General features: G+C 34.0%; 18 protein-coding genes. 12 read left to right on the top strand and 6 right to left on the bottom strand.

Translation table 11 applies throughout. From position 1 onward, the window contains the following. Positions 1-21: 21 nt before the first annotated feature. On the bottom strand, positions 22-735 hold the full coding sequence (locus tag DRF57_RS21375; protein WP_047491285.1) for a 2OG-Fe(II) oxygenase: 714 nt from the start codon (positions 733-735) through the stop codon (positions 22-24). Positions 736-920: 185 nt separating this feature from the next. Between DRF57_RS21375 and DRF57_RS21370 the strand changes: the two genes are divergently transcribed. Further along, positions 921-1,367: a GNAT family N-acetyltransferase gene (locus DRF57_RS21370; protein WP_115920750.1), complete on the top strand. Its 447-nt coding sequence runs from the start codon at positions 921-923 to the stop codon at positions 1,365-1,367. Between the two features lie 425 nt (positions 1,368-1,792). On the opposite strand, the gene DRF57_RS21365 is transcribed toward DRF57_RS21370, so the two are convergent. Continuing rightward, positions 1,793-2,374, bottom strand: a complete 582-nt coding sequence (locus DRF57_RS21365) for a hypothetical protein (RefSeq protein ID WP_115920748.1) — start codon at positions 2,372-2,374, stop codon at positions 1,793-1,795. A gap of 334 nt (positions 2,375-2,708) precedes the next feature. On the opposite strand from DRF57_RS21365, the gene DRF57_RS21360 reads away from it, so the two are divergent. The 5 genes from DRF57_RS21360 to DRF57_RS21340 all read left to right on the top strand — a co-directional run bounded on the left by DRF57_RS21360 (position 2,709) and on the right by DRF57_RS21340 (position 7,503). Then, positions 2,709-3,074, top strand: coding sequence for a BlaI/MecI/CopY family transcriptional regulator (locus DRF57_RS21360; protein ID WP_047491271.1), 366 nt, complete (start codon positions 2,709-2,711; stop codon positions 3,072-3,074). Positions 3,075-3,079: 5 nt separating this feature from the next. Then, entirely contained in the window at positions 3,080-4,894 is a 1,815-nt protein-coding gene (locus tag DRF57_RS21355; protein WP_115920746.1) for a M56 family metallopeptidase, read from the top strand. A gap of 59 nt (positions 4,895-4,953) precedes the next feature. Next, positions 4,954-5,856: a GLPGLI family protein gene (locus DRF57_RS21350; RefSeq protein WP_047491225.1), complete on the top strand. Its 903-nt coding sequence runs from the start codon at positions 4,954-4,956 to the stop codon at positions 5,854-5,856. 185 nt (positions 5,857-6,041) lie between these two features. Continuing rightward, a complete protein-coding gene (locus DRF57_RS21345) occupies positions 6,042-6,608 on the top strand; it encodes a sugar O-acetyltransferase (protein ID WP_047491223.1) in 567 nt (188 codons plus the stop codon). Between the two features lie 25 nt (positions 6,609-6,633). After that, positions 6,634-7,503, top strand: coding sequence for a GLPGLI family protein (locus tag DRF57_RS21340; RefSeq protein ID WP_047491219.1), 870 nt, complete (start codon positions 6,634-6,636; stop codon positions 7,501-7,503). 69 nt (positions 7,504-7,572) lie between these two features. On the opposite strand, the gene fsa is transcribed toward DRF57_RS21340, so the two are convergent. Further along, entirely contained in the window at positions 7,573-8,226 is a 654-nt protein-coding gene (gene fsa / locus DRF57_RS21335; RefSeq protein ID WP_047491216.1) for a fructose-6-phosphate aldolase, read from the bottom strand. A gap of 307 nt (positions 8,227-8,533) precedes the next feature. Here fsa and DRF57_RS21330 point away from each other — a divergent pair, with 307 nt between their 5' ends. Further along, positions 8,534-9,022, top strand: coding sequence for a YdeI/OmpD-associated family protein (locus tag DRF57_RS21330; protein WP_115920744.1), 489 nt, complete (start codon positions 8,534-8,536; stop codon positions 9,020-9,022). A gap of 188 nt (positions 9,023-9,210) precedes the next feature. Here the strand turns inward: DRF57_RS21330 and DRF57_RS21325 are convergent, their stop codons facing one another. Next, positions 9,211-9,771, bottom strand: a complete 561-nt coding sequence (locus tag DRF57_RS21325; RefSeq protein ID WP_115920742.1) for a tetratricopeptide repeat protein — start codon at positions 9,769-9,771, stop codon at positions 9,211-9,213. Positions 9,772-9,965: 194 nt separating this feature from the next. Between DRF57_RS21325 and pepE the strand changes: the two genes are divergently transcribed. From pepE to DRF57_RS21305, 4 genes are all read left to right on the top strand, one after another. Beyond that, positions 9,966-10,661 (top strand): dipeptidase PepE, encoded by a 696-nt coding sequence (pepE, locus tag DRF57_RS21320; RefSeq protein ID WP_115920741.1) that lies wholly within the window; start codon positions 9,966-9,968, stop codon positions 10,659-10,661. Next, entirely contained in the window at positions 10,658-11,521 is an 864-nt protein-coding gene (locus tag DRF57_RS21315; RefSeq protein WP_115920740.1) for a hypothetical protein, read from the top strand. The genes pepE and DRF57_RS21315 overlap by 4 nt, the downstream gene beginning before the upstream one ends. 122 nt (positions 11,522-11,643) lie before the next feature. Then, the gene (gene dacB, locus DRF57_RS21310; RefSeq protein WP_115920738.1) at positions 11,644-13,017 is read left to right on the top strand and encodes a D-alanyl-D-alanine carboxypeptidase/D-alanyl-D-alanine endopeptidase; all 1,374 of its coding nucleotides are present in this window, start codon (positions 11,644-11,646) and stop codon (positions 13,015-13,017) included. A 7-nt stretch (positions 13,018-13,024) separates the two neighbouring features. Then, the gene (locus tag DRF57_RS21305) at positions 13,025-14,191 is read left to right on the top strand and encodes a sensor histidine kinase (protein WP_047491196.1); all 1,167 of its coding nucleotides are present in this window, start codon (positions 13,025-13,027) and stop codon (positions 14,189-14,191) included. 133 nt (positions 14,192-14,324) lie between these two features. Here DRF57_RS21305 and DRF57_RS21300 read toward each other — a convergent pair whose 3' ends face one another. Beyond that, positions 14,325-16,514 (bottom strand): prolyl oligopeptidase family serine peptidase, encoded by a 2,190-nt coding sequence (locus DRF57_RS21300; protein ID WP_047491193.1) that lies wholly within the window; start codon positions 16,512-16,514, stop codon positions 14,325-14,327. 12 nt (positions 16,515-16,526) lie between these two features. Further along, the gene (locus DRF57_RS23750; protein WP_156126076.1) at positions 16,527-16,697 is read right to left on the bottom strand and encodes a hypothetical protein; all 171 of its coding nucleotides are present in this window, start codon (positions 16,695-16,697) and stop codon (positions 16,527-16,529) included. Positions 16,698-16,912: 215 nt separating this feature from the next. On the opposite strand from DRF57_RS23750, the gene DRF57_RS21295 reads away from it, so the two are divergent. Next, complete coding sequence (locus DRF57_RS21295) at positions 16,913-18,616, top strand: helix-turn-helix domain-containing protein (protein ID WP_047491190.1); 1,704 nt, start codon at positions 16,913-16,915, stop codon at positions 18,614-18,616. Positions 18,617-19,030 lie beyond the last annotated feature (414 nt).

Here is a 19,030-nt window from a genome sequence, read left to right as displayed (position 1 = left end):
TGTTCCAGCATTCAGATTAATTTAGCTTACTGCATCATGGAAAATGATACCCAGGGCGTATCGGTTTCCCTCCTTTACTTCGCTTACTCCATGTTTCATATTAATTCTGTAATAGCCTTTTGTTCCTTTTTCGGGCTTGAAATTGGTCGTGAAAATAAGCAGATCGCCTTTCCTGGGTTTTAAAACAATTGCTTTTGATTGTGCTCTGGGGACCTGCTGGGTTAGTACAAACTCCCCTCCGGTAAAATCTTTTTCAGGTTCGCTGAGCTGGGCAACAACCTGAATAGGAAAATACAGGTCTCCATACAGATCCTGGTGTAACGTGTTGAAACCTCCTTTTTCATATTTTAAAATTAAAACAGTTGCTTTCTGCTGGCCATGAATGTGGCATTGTTTTAGAAATTCAGCATGTTCTGATGGAAATGACGTATCCATATGTAAAGCTTTAAACCAGGAATTGGCAATAGAAGCCAGATGGGGATACAGACCGGTGCGAATGATTTGAATCAATTCGGGCAGAGGATAATTAAAATATTTATACTCTCCTAAGCCAAAGCGGTGCCGGGCCATAACAACGGTTTTACGGTATGATTCTGAATGGTGGTAATTTGATTTCAACATCTCACAATCTTCATCCGATAAAAGATCAGGAATAATAGCATATCCGTTTTGGTGCATGGCTTCGGTAATGGCGTGCCAGTCTGTATTGTTGATTTTTTGAATAATATCTGTCATGATTTTGTTTATATACAGCAAAGATCCAATGTTATTCATAGATATAAAATCCAGAACTTGCGGAAAATAGGTTGGATTACAACCAACGGACTTTATGCTGGCCTAGCTATATAGCTTTAATCTGGAGGATAAGATCCATCTTATTTAAAGATACTTTTGCATCGTTAATACAAATAAATATAACGATGAATTACACAATTAAAAAAGCGGGTCTTGAGGATCTAAATGAAACAGCAGAACTGTTTAATCTTTACCGTATTTTTTACAGACAGGAATCAGATTTGGAAAAAGGAAAAGCCTTTTTAAAAGAAAGGTTTCTAAACAGTGAATCAGACCTGTTTCTTGCTATGGCTGATGGAAAAGCCGTAGGATTTGTTCAGCTTTATAAGCTTTTTCATTATACCAAATTACAGAAACAGTGGCTGCTGAGTGATCTGTTTGTACATCCTGATTATAGAGGGAAAGGTCTTTCTGTAGCGTTAATCGACCGCAGCAAACAATGGTGTGAAGAGACCGGTGCATGTGGGCTGATGCTTGAAACAGAGAAAACCAATGATATTGGAAATACCCTTTACCCACGTTGCGGATTTGAATATGACGGACTTCATAACTACTATCACTGGTGGAAATAGGTGAGGGCTTGAGAGTTAAGAGTGATGGTTGGAGGAGTTTTTATTGTAAGGTATTGATTTTTTTATAGTTTTGTTACGGGTGGGATTTAGGATTTCGCCTTAAATGTCAATTAGGGATATTTTTATTTTCATATCTATTTCTATAAAAAAGTAGTATTACTTCTACATTTATTATTATTTAATTCTACATTTATCCTTTCACTTGTAAGAGACATAAGGCTATTTTTGTAAGAGCTCTGAATAATCAGAATTAGGACAGCTGATTACAGGGTTTGTGAAAGAAAATTAATCTCCGCCTCATTTTCTACTTTTTCCCCACGGTTTTATGATTAGTACCACAAAACTGCTTGGCGGAGATTTTTTTACTTCAAATAAAAAAGAGAATCACATTTGTGATTCTCTTTTGTTTTTTATTTACCTCTATATTATGGAGCTAATTGAGCATAAGGACTTAGCTTATTATCATCAGACATGGTCTGATCTAAAAATTCTCTTTTCTGATTTGCTTTCATTCTTCCGGCAGCATCATTAGCATTAAAATAGGCTTCACTTAGTTTTGTAGCAATTTCTGCAGGTTTAAAATCAAATTTTGTATCCCCTTCCACTCCTAAATATCCATTCTTTTTGGTGAGGTTTGTAATATAGTTATTGTAATTGATTAATGTATTTCTCAGGTATTGAGTGTGGTACTCCATACATTTTTTAGCTTTTTTTGAAGAATTATTAAGAATACAGTTTTTCATGTTGTTTCTGTATAAAAACCATTCAGATTCCAAAATTTTATATTCTTTACCCACGGCAATTTTTCCGTTTGTGACAATATTATTATCGCTTTCTTTGGTAGCAATGTTCTGAAGATGCTGAACGACCAACGGAACAGTAGCTTCAATTTTTGATTTTGTTTCCTTTAATATGCTGAGATCGGCAGCCGGAGAGTTCTTCTTTTGTGCTGTTGTAACGTTAAAAATAAGCAGTAATAGTACAATCAATAAATTATATCTTTTCATGAGAAATTTTTAAAGCACTAAAATAAATATAATTTCCCGGTTTAGACAAATCCATTTTAATTTTATTTAATAAATTTTAACAAGTTTTAAGAATTTAAAGGTGAAATCCCTTCTTTTCTGATGATTATATAGCCGATAATTTATGGCTATTAAAAATTCAATATATTTAATGTAAATTTATTGAACTGATTATCAGATTGTTAATGTGTTCACTTGTCTTATCACTAAAAAAATAGTTGTTAGATTCAATTTTATCTCTACATTTGTATAACTAATTTCTTAGTGATATAGAATGCATGGATACTATATCACCTTAATGATAAATGAAAAGGATATGAAAATTCAAACTTTAACAAAAGCAGAAGAACAGGTAATGCAGTATTTATGGAAAATAGAAAAAGGATTCCTTAAAGATATTCTTGATCTTTTTCCTGAGCCAAAACCACATACCAATACAGTTTCTACGATCTTGAAAGTATTGAAGGAAAAAGAATTTGTAGACTATGATGTGCATGGAAGGCAGCATGAATATTATCCGTTGGTTTCTAAAGAGCAATATTCAGGGAAAACAATGAAGAGCCTTGTCAAGAATTATTTTAAAGGTTCTTACAAAAGTGCCGTTTCGTTTCTGGTAGAAAAAAATGAAATGACCGTTCAGGACCTTGAAATGTTATTAGATGAATTGAAAAAGAAAAACTAAGAATCATGGAAACACTACTTCTGTACTTTGGAAAAGTAATTTTATGTTCTGGTGTAATGTTTTTGTATTATCAGTTGTCTTTAAAAGACAAGACATTTCATCATTATAACAGATTTTACCTGTTGTCGGCAATACTCATCTCATTATTGCTGCCTTTGATCAGGATAGACGATTTTACAATAGAAGTAAATAATGATATGTATATGCTTCTTGATAAGATTCAGAATTTTAACACAGCAAAAAACATAGACCATGGTCACATTTATTTTAACATTATTTTTTCAGCTCTGGGATTGGTTTCTCTCTATTTTGTAGGGAAGCTGAGCTATGGGATTTTTAAGATCCAGCAGTTTAAAAAACAGTTTCAGAAAGAGAGTTTTGATGGTATTAATTTTTACCGTACAGACCTGACAGAAGCTCCGTTTTCATATTTTAAAAACCTTTTCTGGAAGAATACAATCACTTTGAATTCTGATGTTGGAGAACAAATTTTAAAACATGAAATGGTACATATTGAGCAGAAACATTCATTTGATAAGATCTTTATTGAAGTGATAACCTCTGTTTTATGGTTCAATCCATTTTTTCACCTTATCAAAAGAGAAATTAACCTAATCCATGAATATCTGGCTGATAAAAAAGCCGTAAAACATTCGGACACGAAAGCATTTGCGCAGATGCTTTTAGCAAGCCACTTTTCCGGAACACAGTTGCCTGCCACCAGTCCGTTTCTAAGTTCAAACCTTAAAAAAAGACTTAAAATGTTACAAAAACCTAACACCAAATTCGGGTATGCGCGAAGAATTTTTGCATTACCGGTTTTATTTTCAGTGGCTTTTGCCTATATGGTGAATGCTAAAAATAAAGAAATTGAAGAAACGAATGTTTCTATTAAAAATGCTGTTTTACAGATCCAAAAGGATACGGTAAGACCTGGAGAAACTGAACAGAAAAAAATCCAGGAAATAAAAGGGAATGATTCTGATGATGATAAAAAATTATCTCAAATTCAAAAAAAGATTGACGAAAAAGGAAAGGAGCTGGATAAACTGAAGCCTGGAAGTAAAGATTTTAATAAAAAAATTGAAGAAATAAACTTACTGTCTTCAGAAATAAGTAAGATTGCTGATCAAAAAGCTCTTAAAGATACAGAAGAATATTTCAAATCTCCTGAATGGAAAAATCAAATGGAGGCTCTTGAAAATATGGAAATTGAAATACCTGAACCCTTGGTAGAACCGACTCCTCCAGGTGAGCCTAAAAGCCCTACTGTGATTTATTCTAAAAATAATAAAACGGTATTCTATAAAGACTTGGGACCAAAAGAGAAAGCTGCAGTTCGTAAAGCAGTCAAGGAGGCCAAAAAGGCAATGGAAGAGGCTAAAAATGCCATGAAGGAAAGTGAGAAGGCAAGAAAAGAAAGTGATAAAGCAAGATTGGAACACGAAAATGCAAGAAGAGGGATCGAAATAGCCAGAAAGGAAGGAGAGAAGGCAAGAATTGAAGCTGAAAAAGCAGCTTCAGAAAATGTAAAGAACTTCAGAAAAATAAGCTTCACTTCAGTAAGTAACACTCCTAGAGTAATGGTAATGCAGGCGGATTATATTAAAAAAGACGGCGACGGGAACATTGCTATGAATGGGATTAAAAGATTCAAAGTAAGCGGATGGGATAATGTGACATACTATATAGACGGAAGAGAAGTATCCAAAGAAGAAGCGGATGCCTTGAAACCTGAAAGTATTGCAAGTGTTACTGTTTTCAAAGAAAACAAAGCTAAAGGCACGAAGAACGAAATAAGAATTCAGACCAAGAAATAAAGTTTCATCAAGCTTTGTCAATGTTGGTATTGGCAAAGCTTTTTTACTGACTCATCATTATGAAAAATAAAATTCTATTCTTTATGTTACTGGGGATATTGACCAGTGCCCAAACCAATAGGTTTTTTTACGAATATAAATTTATCCCCGATTCCAATCATAAGGAAGAGGTGAAAAAAGAAATGATGTTGCTGGATATTGATAAAAAAGGATCAAACTATTACAGCCAGGATAAATTTGTAGCAGACTCTATAGGAAGAGCCGAACTTGAAAGACAGCTGAAGTCCGGAGGAGGTAATATAAGTGTCAACAGGAGGGAAAAACCGGGACAGGTTTCTTATAAGGTAACCAAAGAATATCCGGATTTTAAGACCTTCCTCTTCAAAAATATCTCTACGGACAGATATAAGGTCAAGGAAGATAAAAAACCGGAATGGAAAATACTGTCTGATAAACTGAAGATTGGAGAATATAATGCCCAGAAAGCGACCACAAGTTTTGGCGGAAGAGAATGGACCGCCTGGTTTAGCACGGATCTTCCTTTTCAGGATGGACCCTATAAATTCTACGGACTGCCAGGGCTGATTGTTAAGGTAGAAGATGCTACGGGATCTCACAGTATGACCCTGATCGGCAATAAAACGGTAAAATCTGTTGATGCTGAAAAAGATATGCAAGTTCCTGAGAACGTAAAGATATTAGGATTTGGAAAAGAAATTGAAGTAACGAAAGATCAGTTTAAAAAAGCATGGAAAGCCTATGTGAATGATCCTACTAAAAATATGAGGGAAATGATGATGAAAAATGGGGGAGATACTAATACTAAGTTTTCTTTTAAAGTGAAAACCTCTGATGGAAAAGAAATTTCTGATCCCAATCAGGTTTTCCGGGAAATGGAAAAAAGAACAAAGGAATCCCTTCAAAAAGATAACAATCCGATTGAACCGGATATGGTGAATTAAAAATTATATCATTTATTATTAGAACAGAATGTCATTGGCGTTCTGTTTTGTTTTTTTAGATAACAGGCAGCAGCCAAAATCCGATTATTATCACCATAAATATGGGGTATTTTTTAAGCACTTTTTATTATTAATACAAATATTCTTATCTTCTAAGCAAAAATAAATTTTCAACTTACCATCTTATGACAGAAAAGGAAAAATGTGCAGCCGGACTTTTATATGATGCGAACTATGATAAGGAATTGATCCGCGAACGTATCGCATGTAAAGACTTGTGCCAGGAATATAATGAATTGAAAAACTCTGACGCGGAAAACAGAAGCAGGCTAATTAGAAGAATTATTGGAAGTACAAAGGAAAACATTTGTATAGAACCTGTTTTTTGGTGTGACTACGGATATAATATTGAAGTGGGAGAAGATTTTTATGCCAATCATAACCTTGTTATTTTAGATTGTGCTAAAGTAAGCTTTGGAGATCATGTTTTTATTGGCCCCAACTGCAGTTTCTATACTGCCGGCCATCCACTTGATGTAAAGCAGAGAAATGAAGGATTGGAATATGCGCATCCCATTACCGTAGGAAATAATGTATGGTTGGGAGGAAATGTGGTTGTTCTGCCCGGAGTCAGGATAGGGGATAATTCCGTAATAGGAGCAGGAAGTGTAGTGACTAAAGATATTCCTGAAAATGTGGTCGCTGTAGGAAATCCCTGCAAAGTAGTGAAAAATATTTCTGAAGAAAAATAAGATGATATCTACAAAATAATTAATAATGAAAAAACTAATCACCTTATTGATTCTGCTATTAGGCATCACAGCCCATGCACAGAATCAGAGATTCATATATGAGTATCGGTATGCTAGTGATTCTACTGCCAAAGACCAACCGGAAACGGAGATGATGCTGCTGGATGTTGTTCCAAAAGGTTCAAAATTTTACAGTAAAGATACCTTTGAAACAGATTCTCTCATTGCTGCAACTATGGAAAAACAGTTTAAGGCCGGCAGTAAAGAATTAAATCTCTCAGGTATTCAATATAAAGGTAAAATACGGTATAGTGTTGAAAAGACGTATCCGGATTATTCCGTTATTTTTTTCAATAACCTGGTTGCTGACGAATATATGGTAAAGGATGGAAGAAAACAGCAATGGAACATCCTTTCAGATAAAACAGAAATAGGAGGATTTAGTGTTCAGAAAGCAGTCTGTGACTTTATCGGTAGAAAATGGACCGCCTGGTTTACCACAGACCTTCCCATTCAGGATGGACCCTATAAATTTCACGGACTTCCGGGGTTAATTGTAAAGCTTGAAGATGCTACCCATACCCATTCATTTGAGTTAAAAGGAAATAAAAAGCTTCCGCCAGGATATGAGTGGCAGAGTACTAAAGATAAACATAGGTTTAACCCTATCATTACACTGAACGAGGAGAAGTATAGAAAAGCTTATAAAGAGTATCGTGCCGATCCTATGAAAAGCGAAAGACAGATGCTGGCCCAAGGAGTGGTTATCATGGAAATGGATGCTTCGGGAAAAGCAGCAAAGACCTCTGATTCAGAAAAAAGGGATAAAGAAATAAAACGAAGGAATGATATACAGAAGGAAAATAATATTCTTGAGATTGATCTGTTGAAATAAACCAGCTATTATAAAAATAAAATCCCGGAACATTGTTCCGGGATTTTTATATTTTAGATTAGGTCAATTTTATGCTAATTTCTGAGAATCTGCAATAAACTGAGCTAATCCGCTGTCTGTTAATGGGTGTTTTAACAAGCTCAAGATCGGAGGAAGTGGAGATGTGATTACATCAGCTCCAATTTTAGCACAGTCAATGATATGCATTGAGTGACGGATAGAAGCTGCAAGGATTTCAGTGTCAAACATATAATTATCAAAAATAAGTCTGATCTCCTGGATAAGGTTTAATCCATCTGTAGAGATGTCATCTAATCTTCCTAAGAACGGAGAAACATAAGTAGCTCCTGCTTTTGCTGCCAAAAGAGCCTGTCCTGCAGAAAAAATCAAAGTACAGTTAGTCTTGATTCCTTTGTCAGAAAAATATTTTAACGCTTTGATACCGTCTTTGATCATTGGGATCTTTACTACGATATTGGGGTGAATAGCAGCCAATTCGTCTCCTTCTTTGATCATTTCTTCATAAGTTGTAGAAAGTACTTCTGCCGAAATATCCCCGTCTACAAGTTCGCAGATCGTTTTGTAATGGTTTTTGATTGCTTCAGCTCCCTGGATTCCTTCTTTAGCCATTAATGAAGGATTGGTAGTTACACCATCCAAAATACCAAGATCTTTAGCTTCTTTGATTTGCTCTAAATTAGCTGTGTCAATAAAAAATTTCATTTCGTTAAATTAAATAGATTTACTTCTGCAAAGATAGGGGAATTAATTGAGTTCTTGAATATGAATTTTGAGTTACGAGGTCTGTGGTTCGGGATGCCAGATGCGAGAGTCTGGATATGAGTGCGGTTCGGACTGGGTTTTAGAGTGGGAGTGTTTGGGGGAAGCGTGTTAGAGGTTACAGAAATTATAATATTGATAAAGTATTCTATCACCTACCAAATCCAACACTATACATCATACATCATACATTATACATTGTACAAATAACATTGTACATTTTACAAAATCAGCCTACATTTGTTATTCCATGAAAAACAAACATTTTACAGCAATACTGGATATCATAGGGATTAATCCTTTTGTTTTTGTTCCGGATGAAATTTTGGAGCAGATTTTTGAAGATTCGGAAAAGAATAAGAGCCCGATTCCCGTGAAAGGAACGGTGAACGGTAAAGAATTTAAGCAGAACCTGATGAAATATGTAGGGGAATGGAGACTGTATGTGAATTTACTAATGCTGAAAAACTCTCCGAAAAGAATAGGCGAAATCATTGAAGTAACATTGGAATATGATGATTCCGACAGAAGTATTACGATACATCCCCGGTTGGAACAGGCGATCAGCGATAGTAAACTGGCTACAGCCAATTTTGAAAAACTGATTCCTTCAAGACAGCACGAGCTGATCCGCTATATTAATAATTTGAAAACTGAAGCCGGTATTCAACGTAATATTGAAAAAATTATCAGGCATCTGCATGGGGAAACAGATTTTTTTGGAAAAAGGGTTGAGTAGGGGGAATGGTAAGAACTAAGAGCCAAGAGTCAAGAGCCAAGATTTCAGATACCAGATTTTAGATTTTGGGTGACAGATCGGATATTTTGGTGAGATAATTCATAGCTCCCAATTACAAGAGACAGGTGAAAAAATTAGAGGATAAGAAATAAAAAAAAACCGGAAAATTTTCCGGTTTTTTTTTATTATTATGAGTTTAAAGTTTTGCTAAGTTTTATAGCATCCTGATTGGTAGGATCATATTGTATAGATTTAGCAATATGTTCTTTTGCTTTGTTGGGATCACTTTGCTGTTCTGCAAAAGCGATATAAAAATAGGCATAGGCCAGATTTTTCTTATTTTGCTCTACTTCTTCAGGTTTTACAGTGGCAATATACTTTTCATAGGCAAGTTTTGCATTGGCATCGTCCTTAGCAGACTGATAAGCATAGGCCTGGCTGTAATAAGATGGTGCCCAATCCGGTAATAAAGCAGAGATTTTTTTCCAGGTATCAATTGCATTGGTCCAGTCTGAAGCATCCTGATAGGCTGTAGCCAGTTTTGATAATGATTCCGTATCCTTTGGATTGGCTTCAATTTGTTTTTTAAGACCGTCAATCGTAGGGTTACCCGTTTGACTTGTAGCAGCTGTGTTAGCTGTATTATTTGCACTATCCGTTTGAGTAGTTTGTGCATTTGCAAAACTTGCACCTCCTACAAGGATTAAACCTAAAAATAGATTTTTAATATTAACTTTAGCCGTTTTCATATTCTTATATTTAAAATTCTACCTTCTAAAATTCAATAATAATTCCATAAAAGCTCAAATTTTAGAAGCTTTAAGTTTTTTTAGAAAATATTAACGGGATTCATGTTTTTTTTAGTTTAATTTTTGATTCGTTGTGGTTTGAGTTTATCTTTGTAGTTCAGTATTTTTTTTAATAATCAATATAATTTCCCCGTATGAATATCATATTAGCTTCAACATCTACCATTTTCGGTGGAGAATATCTGGAATATTTAAGAGAAGAATTAATCCAATTATATAAAGGAATTGATGAAATTGTTTTTATTCCTTTTGCAAGACCCGGTGGTATTTCTCATGATGAGTACACTGCGAAAGCCCGTTCTTTCTTTGAAACGATCAATATTAAAGTAAAAGGTCTTCATGAATTTGAAGACAAAGCCAGGGCTCTGGATCAGGCGAAAGGTTATTTTACAGGCGGAGGAAATACATTCTTATTGGTTAAAACATTACATGAAGAAGGCCTGATGACTGTTTTAAAAGACAACGTAACAGGTGGTAAAGCTTATCTGGGATGCAGTGCCGGAAGTAATATTGGTGGGCAAAACATGAAAACCACGAATGATATGCCAATTGTTTATCCTTCCAGTTTCGACTGTATGGGACTTGTTCCGTTCAATCTTAACCCTCATTATCTTGATCCGAATCCGGATTTGAAACACAGCGGAGAAACCAGAGAAACCAGAATCAAAGAATTTCTTACCCAGAATGATAATAAAGTAGTAGGGCTTAGAGAAGGAAACTGGATCAGAAGAATCGGAGATACCATTACCGTTGAAGGAAGTGAGCTGACCAGAATTTTTGAAAAAGATAAAGAACCTTATGAAATAGAATCGGGAAGCAGACTGTCATGAAACAGGAATTGATCAATGCTTTCATAGAACGTAATCTTAAAAATTTTGAGGTGAACAGCACCGGTTGGAATGAGCTGATCAGGCAGATGCTGTTTGAATTTGCCGTTGGAGGCTGGAATATTGAAAAAGATATTTTTGGCAAAGAAAAATATGGAGAACTCCGTTGCTACACATATTCTGAAGATAAGGAACTGAATACGATCGTTAAAAATATTACTCAAAAATACGCTGCGCTTTCTATGGAAACCTGTGAGATCTGCGGAAGTGAAGGAAAGAAAAGAAGTGTGAATTCATGGGAGACTACGTTATGCCTGAGTCATTACCTTACCCAGAAACCGGTTATTGAAATTGACGAAGAACTGAATGTCAGATCAAACAGCAAAACACTTCTTAATATAAATGATATTGTAAAAGCGGATATTGAATATGATCTTCAGAAATTATGTTTGTATACAGAAGAACCGGCTTACGGGACGGAAGGTATTTCTTTTTCCTGGCAGGAACCCAATTATTATCTGCTTTTAAAAACTATTCCGTTACAGGTATTTTCACCGGATATGCAAAATCCGGTTTCAGCATTATTTGAAAATTTAGAGCACTGTGAAATATGCGGACATAAGGCTGTTCACCAAAGATCCTGTCTTCGTTGTCATCAGGAACCGTGGACTGAATCTCAAGTCTTTATTGAAGATTATGGAGAAAAGACAAATTATATAAAAGCCTGTCAGATGGATAGCTTCATAGACGAAGATGATTATGAGAAATATTTTAAATACGATCGGTCATTTGAAAAATCCCATGACCATCAGATCCTTTTCGGACACCATGATCTCAAAGAATATGAGAAGCTTTTATTTTAAGTATATTTGATTAGAATTTTGAATGAATAAAAATGTTTTAGTCCGGTTCAGCCAGTCAATATTATGATTGAGCCCCGTGATTGAGACATCTTAATAAAGTTTAGAGTAAAAACAACAATGCAATGAGAAAAACACTTGCAGTTCTCACCCTTTCTGTACAGGTTATTTCTGCTCAGAATATAGCCCAGAAATTAGATAAAGCAACCAAAGACCTTATGGACTCTTCAGGAACCATTGCTTCCGGTCTGTCATTTTATGTCTCAGATGATAATGGGAATTTTATATATGAATATCAAGGGAATAAAGGACTTTCAACTGCTTCCACACAGAAAATTTTTACAGCAGCAGCAGCTTTGGAAACTTTAGGTAAAAATTATACCTATACCACTACTTCCAGTTATTCCGGAAGTATATCCGGAGGAAATTTGAATGGAAACCTTTTCATCAGCTCCAATGGTGATCCTACTTTGGGAAGCTGGCGGTATGATGCCTATAAACCAGAAAGCTTTAAAAAGAAATTAATTGAAGCCATTAAAAATTCCGGAATTACAAAAATATCCGGTGATCTGGTCATAGATGATTCTTATTTTGACCATCAGACCATTCCCGGAGGATGGCCCTGGGATGACCTTGGAAATTATTATGGAGCCGGAGTTTGGGGGATCAACTGGAGGGAAAATCAGTTTGATATCAATATCAATGGGACAGATTTTAAAAGCTTTTCCTATCCCCTGGAAGGTGTAAAATGGCTGAATGACCTAAAAACGGGGGGAAGCTCGGATCAGAGTCTGATCTTTACAGCTCCTCATTCTGATGTTGCCTTAATCAACGGAATGCTTCCGGGTGGTAAAACGGTCACCGTTTCAGGTTCTACTCCTAATCCTCCTTTGCAACTGGCTATGGAAGCAAAGCAATGGCTTAAAGAAGCCGGAATTGAGCTCTCAGGAAAGGCGGTCACCAATTCTCAGCTTGAAATGGATGGAAAGAAGGTATTGGAAGCTCCGAAAAATAATATTATCCTAACTTACCAGTCTCCGACGCTGGATAAAATTGTGTATTGGTTTTTAAGAAAAAGTGTCAATCTTTATGGGGAAACTTTAATTAAAACCTTAGGGAAAGAGAAAAAAGGAAACCCAAGTTTTAAAAGCGGTGTAGCCTATCTGAAGGAATTCTGGAAGTCAAAAGGAATTAATCCGAATATGATTAATTTTGCTGATGGCAGTGGACTTTCTCCCCAGAATTATGTGGCGGCAAAAGCAGAGGTACAGGCGTTGTTATATGCTAAAAAACAATCCTGGTTCGAAGCTTATCAGGATGGCTTTCCAGTTCAGGAGAACGGAATGAAAATGAAAAGCGGAACCATGAGAGATACCAAATCCTTTGCAGGATATCATACCGCTAAAGACGGAAAGAAATACGTGTTTTCAATTATTATCAACAACTATCAGGGAAGTGGAAGTACAGAGCTGCAGAAAATTCTGAATGTTTTAAAATAAAAAAGCTTTGAGAAAATCCATATTAACCAGGCTGAATAACTGGATTATTTTTGTTGTAATGACCGCCTTAGTGGTAGGCATTGTAGTGGCATCTACCTCATTGATCAATTTCCTCAGAAAAGAAGAAATTAAAAGGATCAGCCTTCTTTCTAAGGCAATACGGATCCAGCAGGAAGTGAAAACCCCTGATACCGATGTTCTGGATCTTTTACCGGAGATTTTGAATATCAACAACACCATTCCGTTTATAGTCACCGATAAAAATAAAAATGCAATCCTTGATCTGGGATATTACAGAAATATTCCTGAAAATACCATAAAAGATCCCGAGAAACTGCAGGATCTCATCAGGAATATGGAGAAAAACTATGATCCTATAGAAATCAAAGTGCCTGATGGAAATAACCAGTTTGTCTATTATGACAATTCACGACTGCTTAATAACCTTCGTTATTCACCTTATATTTTAGGATTATTTATTCTCTTATATTTTGGTTTCTCTTTCTGGTTTTTCAGGACGATAAAAAAAACAGATGAAGGATATCTTTGGGCTGGATTGGCCAAAGAAACAGCTCACCAGATCGGTACTCCCTTATCGTCTATGATTGGATGGATGGAGATCATGAAGCTTGAAAATCCGGATTCAGAAGGGGTACACGAGATAGAAAAAGATATCGAAAGGCTCAGAACGATCTCTGAAAGGTTTTCAAAAATAGGTTCCATTCCGGAGCTGAATGATATGAATTTCAATGAAACGATTCAGGTAAATTATGATTATTTAAAAACCAGGATTTCCAGGAAAGTTAATTTTACCCTACAGCTGCCTAATTACACGGTTTTGGTTCCTCATAATAAAATTCTGATGAGCTGGGTGATAGAAAATCTGGTGAAAAATGCAGTAGATGCTATGAAAGGGGAAGGATCAATTACCATGTCCGTTTTTGAAAGAAATAAAAGTATCCTGGTGGAAGTGAAAGACAACGGAAGCGGAATGACAAAACAACAGGCCAGAAATGCTTTTAAACCTGGATATTCTACCAAAAAAAGAGGGTGGGGACTGGGATTGTCACTAGCGAGAAGAGTAATACATGAATACCATAACGGAGATATTAAAATCTCCCAAACCGAAATAGGAAAGGGTAGTACCTTCAGAATAACTATAAAAAAAGCATAGATAATATCCTGGAAAGGTATAAATCCTATCCCTGATCTTGCCGAGAAATTATATCTTCCTGAAATTTCCTGTATGAAAATAAGATGAATACGGAAAACATATTCATCAAAAGATTAGAAAGGAAAATAAAATATTACTTTTTTATGTTTTCTTTAGGCTGGTAATCCGGATGACCAAGCTGCCAGAAAGCAAATGCAAAGATGTTAGATAAATTAGAATATCTTTGAGTTACAGGAATATCTCCACCATGGCCGCCTTCATAGTCAATATTTAAAAGAATAGGATTTTTTGAACTATTATCAGCCTGTAATTTGGCTACAAATTTAGTAGATTGCCATGGTGAAATCTTAGGATCGTTAATCCCCGTATAAATTAATGTAGACGGATATTTCTCTCCCTTTTTTATATGCAGATATGAATCCATTTCTAATAATCCCTTAAATTCCATTGGATCATTTGGATTTCCATATTCTTTCATACTGGTTTTCTGAATGCCATTATTATCAAATCTTGTAGTATTTAATACACCTGATTCTATTATTGCTACCTTAAATAATTCCGGTCTTTCTGTCATTGCTCTTCCTATAGCAATACCTCCGGCACTAGCTCCCCAAATAGCAATCTTTTCGGAAGAAGCATACTTTTTTTCAATTAAATATTCAGCGCAAGCAATTAAATCTTTCCAAGTATTTGATTTTTTACTTTTTTGTCCATCAGTATGCCATCGAACTCCTTTTTCTCCTCCCCCTCTTACGTGAGCAATAGCCATAACACCTCCCTGATTTGCCCATAATAAGTAACTTTTAGCAAAAAAGGGAAATTGAGATTGTCCAAAAGCACCATAACAATCAATTAATACTGGGTTGGTTGTATTTTTTTTAAGTTTTTTATTATAAATTAAAGATAAAGGAACTTCTGTACCATCATAAGATTTTACCGAAAGTTCTTCTACAATAATATCTTTAAATTCAGGATAATCTATAACAGGAGTGAGGTTTTCTTGATTAAAAGTATTGGTAGATAAATCGTATCTGAAACGCTGTTCATCATTAGCCCATCCCGAGCAAGTAATCCATATATCAGAATAAGCTTTTCCTTTTGATTGTAAATCAATACGCCCTGAAACATAGGGCAGTTTAATTGGAGTTTCTTTTCCATTCTGATATACATATAATTTAGCTTCTACACCATTTTTAGTAGTCACATAATAAATGCCATCTTTTGTAAGCACATATTGCTTAATTACTTCATCTTGTTTTTCAGGAATCAATACTTCTGGAGCTTTAAAATTTTTAGTTGTAATGCTAGTTTTGCATAGTTTATAGTTTGAAGAATTATATCCTGATAAAAAGTAAATGTCATTTCCTGATAATCTTATCGAAAATACTTTACTGTCTTTATCGTATAATAGTTTCCAATCTTTTTTTCCACTAAGCAAATCTTTTTTATCAATAATAAAAGTTTTCCTAAAATCTTCTGCATCTACCAATATCCCAATATAATATTGATCATCTGGATTAAAAGTTAAAATAGCAGGATATTCTTCACTGCTGATTCTTAGATTTGGATTATTAGTGCTTGAGAAAACATCATTTAATTTTTTAGGATCTTCACCTATTCTGTAAAGTATAGATTGCGTATTTTTTTTAAATTGATCTGAACTCAGGTCAACAATAGGGTAATAAACGTAAAAAAAGCCGCTGTTATCATCTAGCCATTTTATCCCTCCAATATTAGATGGATTGGAATTTGTAATTATTTCCGGATAGATATACTTTGTTTTTACATCTATAACAATCACTTTGGAAAATTCCTTTCCCTTTTCTGTTAAAGAGATTGCTAATTTTGCTCCATCCCAGCTAGGGCTAATTAAATTGATTAAGTACTCGTGCCCTGTTTTATATATATTAGAGACAAAATCAGTGGGATCATACAATAAATCTTCTTTTCCATTAAATGTATTTCTATAATAGACTTTTGCAGTCCTTTCTTTCGCATTTCTTTTTAAATAAAAATATTTACCATTGAGCGTTATTTTTATATCAGATATAGAATATCCCTGCTTCTTATCAAATTCTAACCTTTTATTTACATAATAATTTTTATTTGGTATTGAATTTAATATAGAAGCAGTGAAATCTGATTGAGATTCCATCCAATTTGTAACTTCAGGATCTTTTAAATTTTCTAAATTCCGAAACTCATCTACAATTTTAGTTCCAAAGTATTCATCGCTGACAGGAATAGATGGTGCCATATTATTTTTTTGAGAATAGACACTCACTGTAAAAAAAAATGTAATGCTAAATATTAATTTTTCCATTCGCGATTACTATTATCTGGTTCCAAATGTATGATCAATATCCATGCTTCCATTATCCCCATTCGCACAATCATCGAGGTGCTGTTGTTTGGTGCCTCCATATATTTTATTAAGATTTCTAATTTTAGCCATTTGTAATTTTTTTAAAGATAGCTTTTTTTCAGTTTGGTTTTTCTTTTTCATTGAATGTGATTTTTATATTTAATGCAGAACAAAACAAATGATTTTTTTCCAATATTGCACTATTTTAACCCATTAAATTCATGAATTCAATAGATTGAAATAGCTATTATGCATTGATTTTCAATTAAATACAATGCCAATTATTAAATTTTAATATTTCCAATTTCTTTGTAAAGAAAACACTATTTTCGCAATATAATTCACAGATTAATGAAATGAAAATTAAATATTATCTCATACTATTTTCACTATATAGTTTAGTTAGTGCTCAATCTACTATAGTAGATTCTTTAAAGGAATATTCATATTCTAAATTAGAACAGAAATTTTATAATTATGCACGGAATGACAAAGCAAAACAATCTGCTTTAATTTCCAAGTATTATCTTAAAAAGGCAAAATCAGAAAAAAAAGAAGAACAAATTGCTGAAGGGTACATTATGCAGCACTTTAATGAAAATCTGCCAACCGCATTAAAGTATATTGATAGCTTGCAAGCTATCACCAAAAATTCCACTGAAAACTATTACCCTGCCAGGATTTATTTATTGAGAGGGAACTTGTATTCTCGGTTTGGTAATATGAAGTCCGCATTAAATAATTATATATTAGGATTAAAGTATGCTAAACAGAAAGGAAACCAACGACAGATAGCTTTTGCTAATATTTATATTGCTTACATGAACAATTATGTCGGGAAACATAATGAATCAGCTAAAGTATTGAGGTATTACTTAGACAATGCTCAATTTTTTACTGAAACAGAGTATAATAATATTCATCTGAATTTAGCAGACAATTACCTTGAAATCAATAAGGTAGATTCTGCTGGTGCTTTTATACAAAAAGGGTTGAAATCCTCTTTAAAGACCAGAGATACAGCAAGATACTATAAATATTTAGTTTTGAATGGTTATTATAACATCAAAATAGAAAATTATAAAACAGCTATTCACAACTTATTAATATGTAAAAAATATTTTTTTGCAACAGATGACAATATAAGAGATAAAAATTACACTCTTCTATATTTAGGTAAATCCTATGCTGGGCTATTAGAAAAGAAAAAGGCAATTCAGTGCTTTGTGCAAATTGATTCTTTAGTACAAAAAAGCAGTTATATATTTCCCGAGCTCAGAGAGGTATATCCTTATATTATAGATTATTACAAAGAGAAAAATGATAAAGAAAAGCAATTGTATTATGTTGAAAAATTCTTAAAAGTTGACCCGATATTAGATTCTCAGTTTCGATACATTTCCAGAGAACTTCCGAGACGATATGATACGCCCAGATTAATACAAGAAAAAGAAGATATCATCAACGAGCTAAAAAATAAAAAGAAATTCTTTTATTTTTCCATTTTAGTTTTATCGTTGATATTTATATTTCTATATAGCAGATCCAAAAAAGCTGAAAAAAAACATAAAAAGATTGCTCAAGATTTGATCCATTCTGTTAATAACAATACTATTAAAAAAGAGATCCCGTCCATAAAAGAAATACACTCTGATAATATTCAAGAGAAAGAAGCTATAGAAGATAAAACAACGAAAACTATTTCTAAAGATATAACTCAATTTATTTTAAAGGAACTTGAAATTTTTGAAGCTAAGGAACAATTTTTAGATAAGGGAATCTCTTTAGGAGGTCTTGCAAGAAAGATAAAAACAAATTCAAAATACTTATCCGAAATTATTAATACCCATAAAGGAAAAAACTTTGCCACCTATCTCAATGATCTCCGTATTGATTACGCTATCAATAGATTGGCAAAAGATAAAAAGCTTCGTTCTTATAAAATCTCTTCTATTGCAGAAGAATTGGGCTATAATACCGAACAGGCATTCACACAAGCTTTTAAAAAGCGGACAGGTGCACCGCTTTCTGTTTATTTAAAAGAAATTGAAAGGCTGTAAATTGAATTTGATTGTAATTTGCAACAAATTATATAACTTATTGTAAATCATATTTTTAAATTGTGTGTGATTCATGAATTAATGTTCGTTAATTCATGAATTTACGATACTATCACTTTGATAGCTATTTTACTTTCCAGCATCTTTGTCCTGGATAGAATACAATGATTTATTTTTTTTGCATTCTATCCAGGACAAAATATAAAATAGTGTTTCACTATTTTGGGAATTAAAAACAGCTTTTATATTCACCCAAATCATAACACAATGAAAAAGATCTATTTAAGCACATCACTCTTATGCACATCTCTTGGGCTATCGTATGCCCAGGTAACAGAAGTTTACTTTAAGTATGACGAGGCCGGGAATCAACGGTACCGGGGTCCTGACTCTGCAGCCAAACAGGCTTCTGAA

The organism is Chryseobacterium rhizosphaerae, from assembly GCF_003385455.1.
Taxonomy (GTDB): domain Bacteria; phylum Bacteroidota; class Bacteroidia; order Flavobacteriales; family Weeksellaceae; genus Chryseobacterium; species Chryseobacterium rhizosphaerae.
The sequence above is the reverse complement of the archived record's forward strand: the minus strand, read 5'-3'. Positions and strand labels throughout refer to the sequence as shown.

Coding starts and splice junctions, on each gene's coding strand:
- DRF57_RS21375 (WP_047491285.1), bottom strand. CDS start 735: ATGACAGATATTATTCAAAAAATCAACAATACAGACTGGCACGCCATT.
- DRF57_RS21370 (WP_115920750.1), top strand. CDS start 921: ATGAATTACACAATTAAAAAAGCGGGTCTTGAGGATCTAAATGAAACA.
- DRF57_RS21365 (WP_115920748.1), bottom strand. CDS start 2,374: ATGAAAAGATATAATTTATTGATTGTACTATTACTGCTTATTTTTAAC.
- DRF57_RS21360 (WP_047491271.1), top strand. CDS start 2,709: ATGAAAATTCAAACTTTAACAAAAGCAGAAGAACAGGTAATGCAGTAT.
- DRF57_RS21355 (WP_115920746.1), top strand. CDS start 3,080: ATGGAAACACTACTTCTGTACTTTGGAAAAGTAATTTTATGTTCTGGT.
- DRF57_RS21350 (WP_047491225.1), top strand. CDS start 4,954: ATGAAAAATAAAATTCTATTCTTTATGTTACTGGGGATATTGACCAGT.
- DRF57_RS21345 (WP_047491223.1), top strand. CDS start 6,042: ATGACAGAAAAGGAAAAATGTGCAGCCGGACTTTTATATGATGCGAAC.
- DRF57_RS21340 (WP_047491219.1), top strand. CDS start 6,634: ATGAAAAAACTAATCACCTTATTGATTCTGCTATTAGGCATCACAGCC.
- fsa (WP_047491216.1), bottom strand. CDS start 8,226: ATGAAATTTTTTATTGACACAGCTAATTTAGAGCAAATCAAAGAAGCT.
- DRF57_RS21330 (WP_115920744.1), top strand. CDS start 8,534: ATGAAAAACAAACATTTTACAGCAATACTGGATATCATAGGGATTAAT.
- DRF57_RS21325 (WP_115920742.1), bottom strand. CDS start 9,771: ATGAAAACGGCTAAAGTTAATATTAAAAATCTATTTTTAGGTTTAATC.
- pepE (WP_115920741.1), top strand. CDS start 9,966: ATGAATATCATATTAGCTTCAACATCTACCATTTTCGGTGGAGAATAT.
- DRF57_RS21315 (WP_115920740.1), top strand. CDS start 10,658: ATGAAACAGGAATTGATCAATGCTTTCATAGAACGTAATCTTAAAAAT.
- dacB (WP_115920738.1), top strand. CDS start 11,644: ATGAGAAAAACACTTGCAGTTCTCACCCTTTCTGTACAGGTTATTTCT.
- DRF57_RS21300 (WP_047491193.1), bottom strand. CDS start 16,514: ATGGAAAAATTAATATTTAGCATTACATTTTTTTTTACAGTGAGTGTC.
- DRF57_RS23750 (WP_156126076.1), bottom strand. CDS start 16,697: ATGAAAAAGAAAAACCAAACTGAAAAAAAGCTATCTTTAAAAAAATTA.
- DRF57_RS21295 (WP_047491190.1), top strand. CDS start 16,913: ATGAAAATTAAATATTATCTCATACTATTTTCACTATATAGTTTAGTT.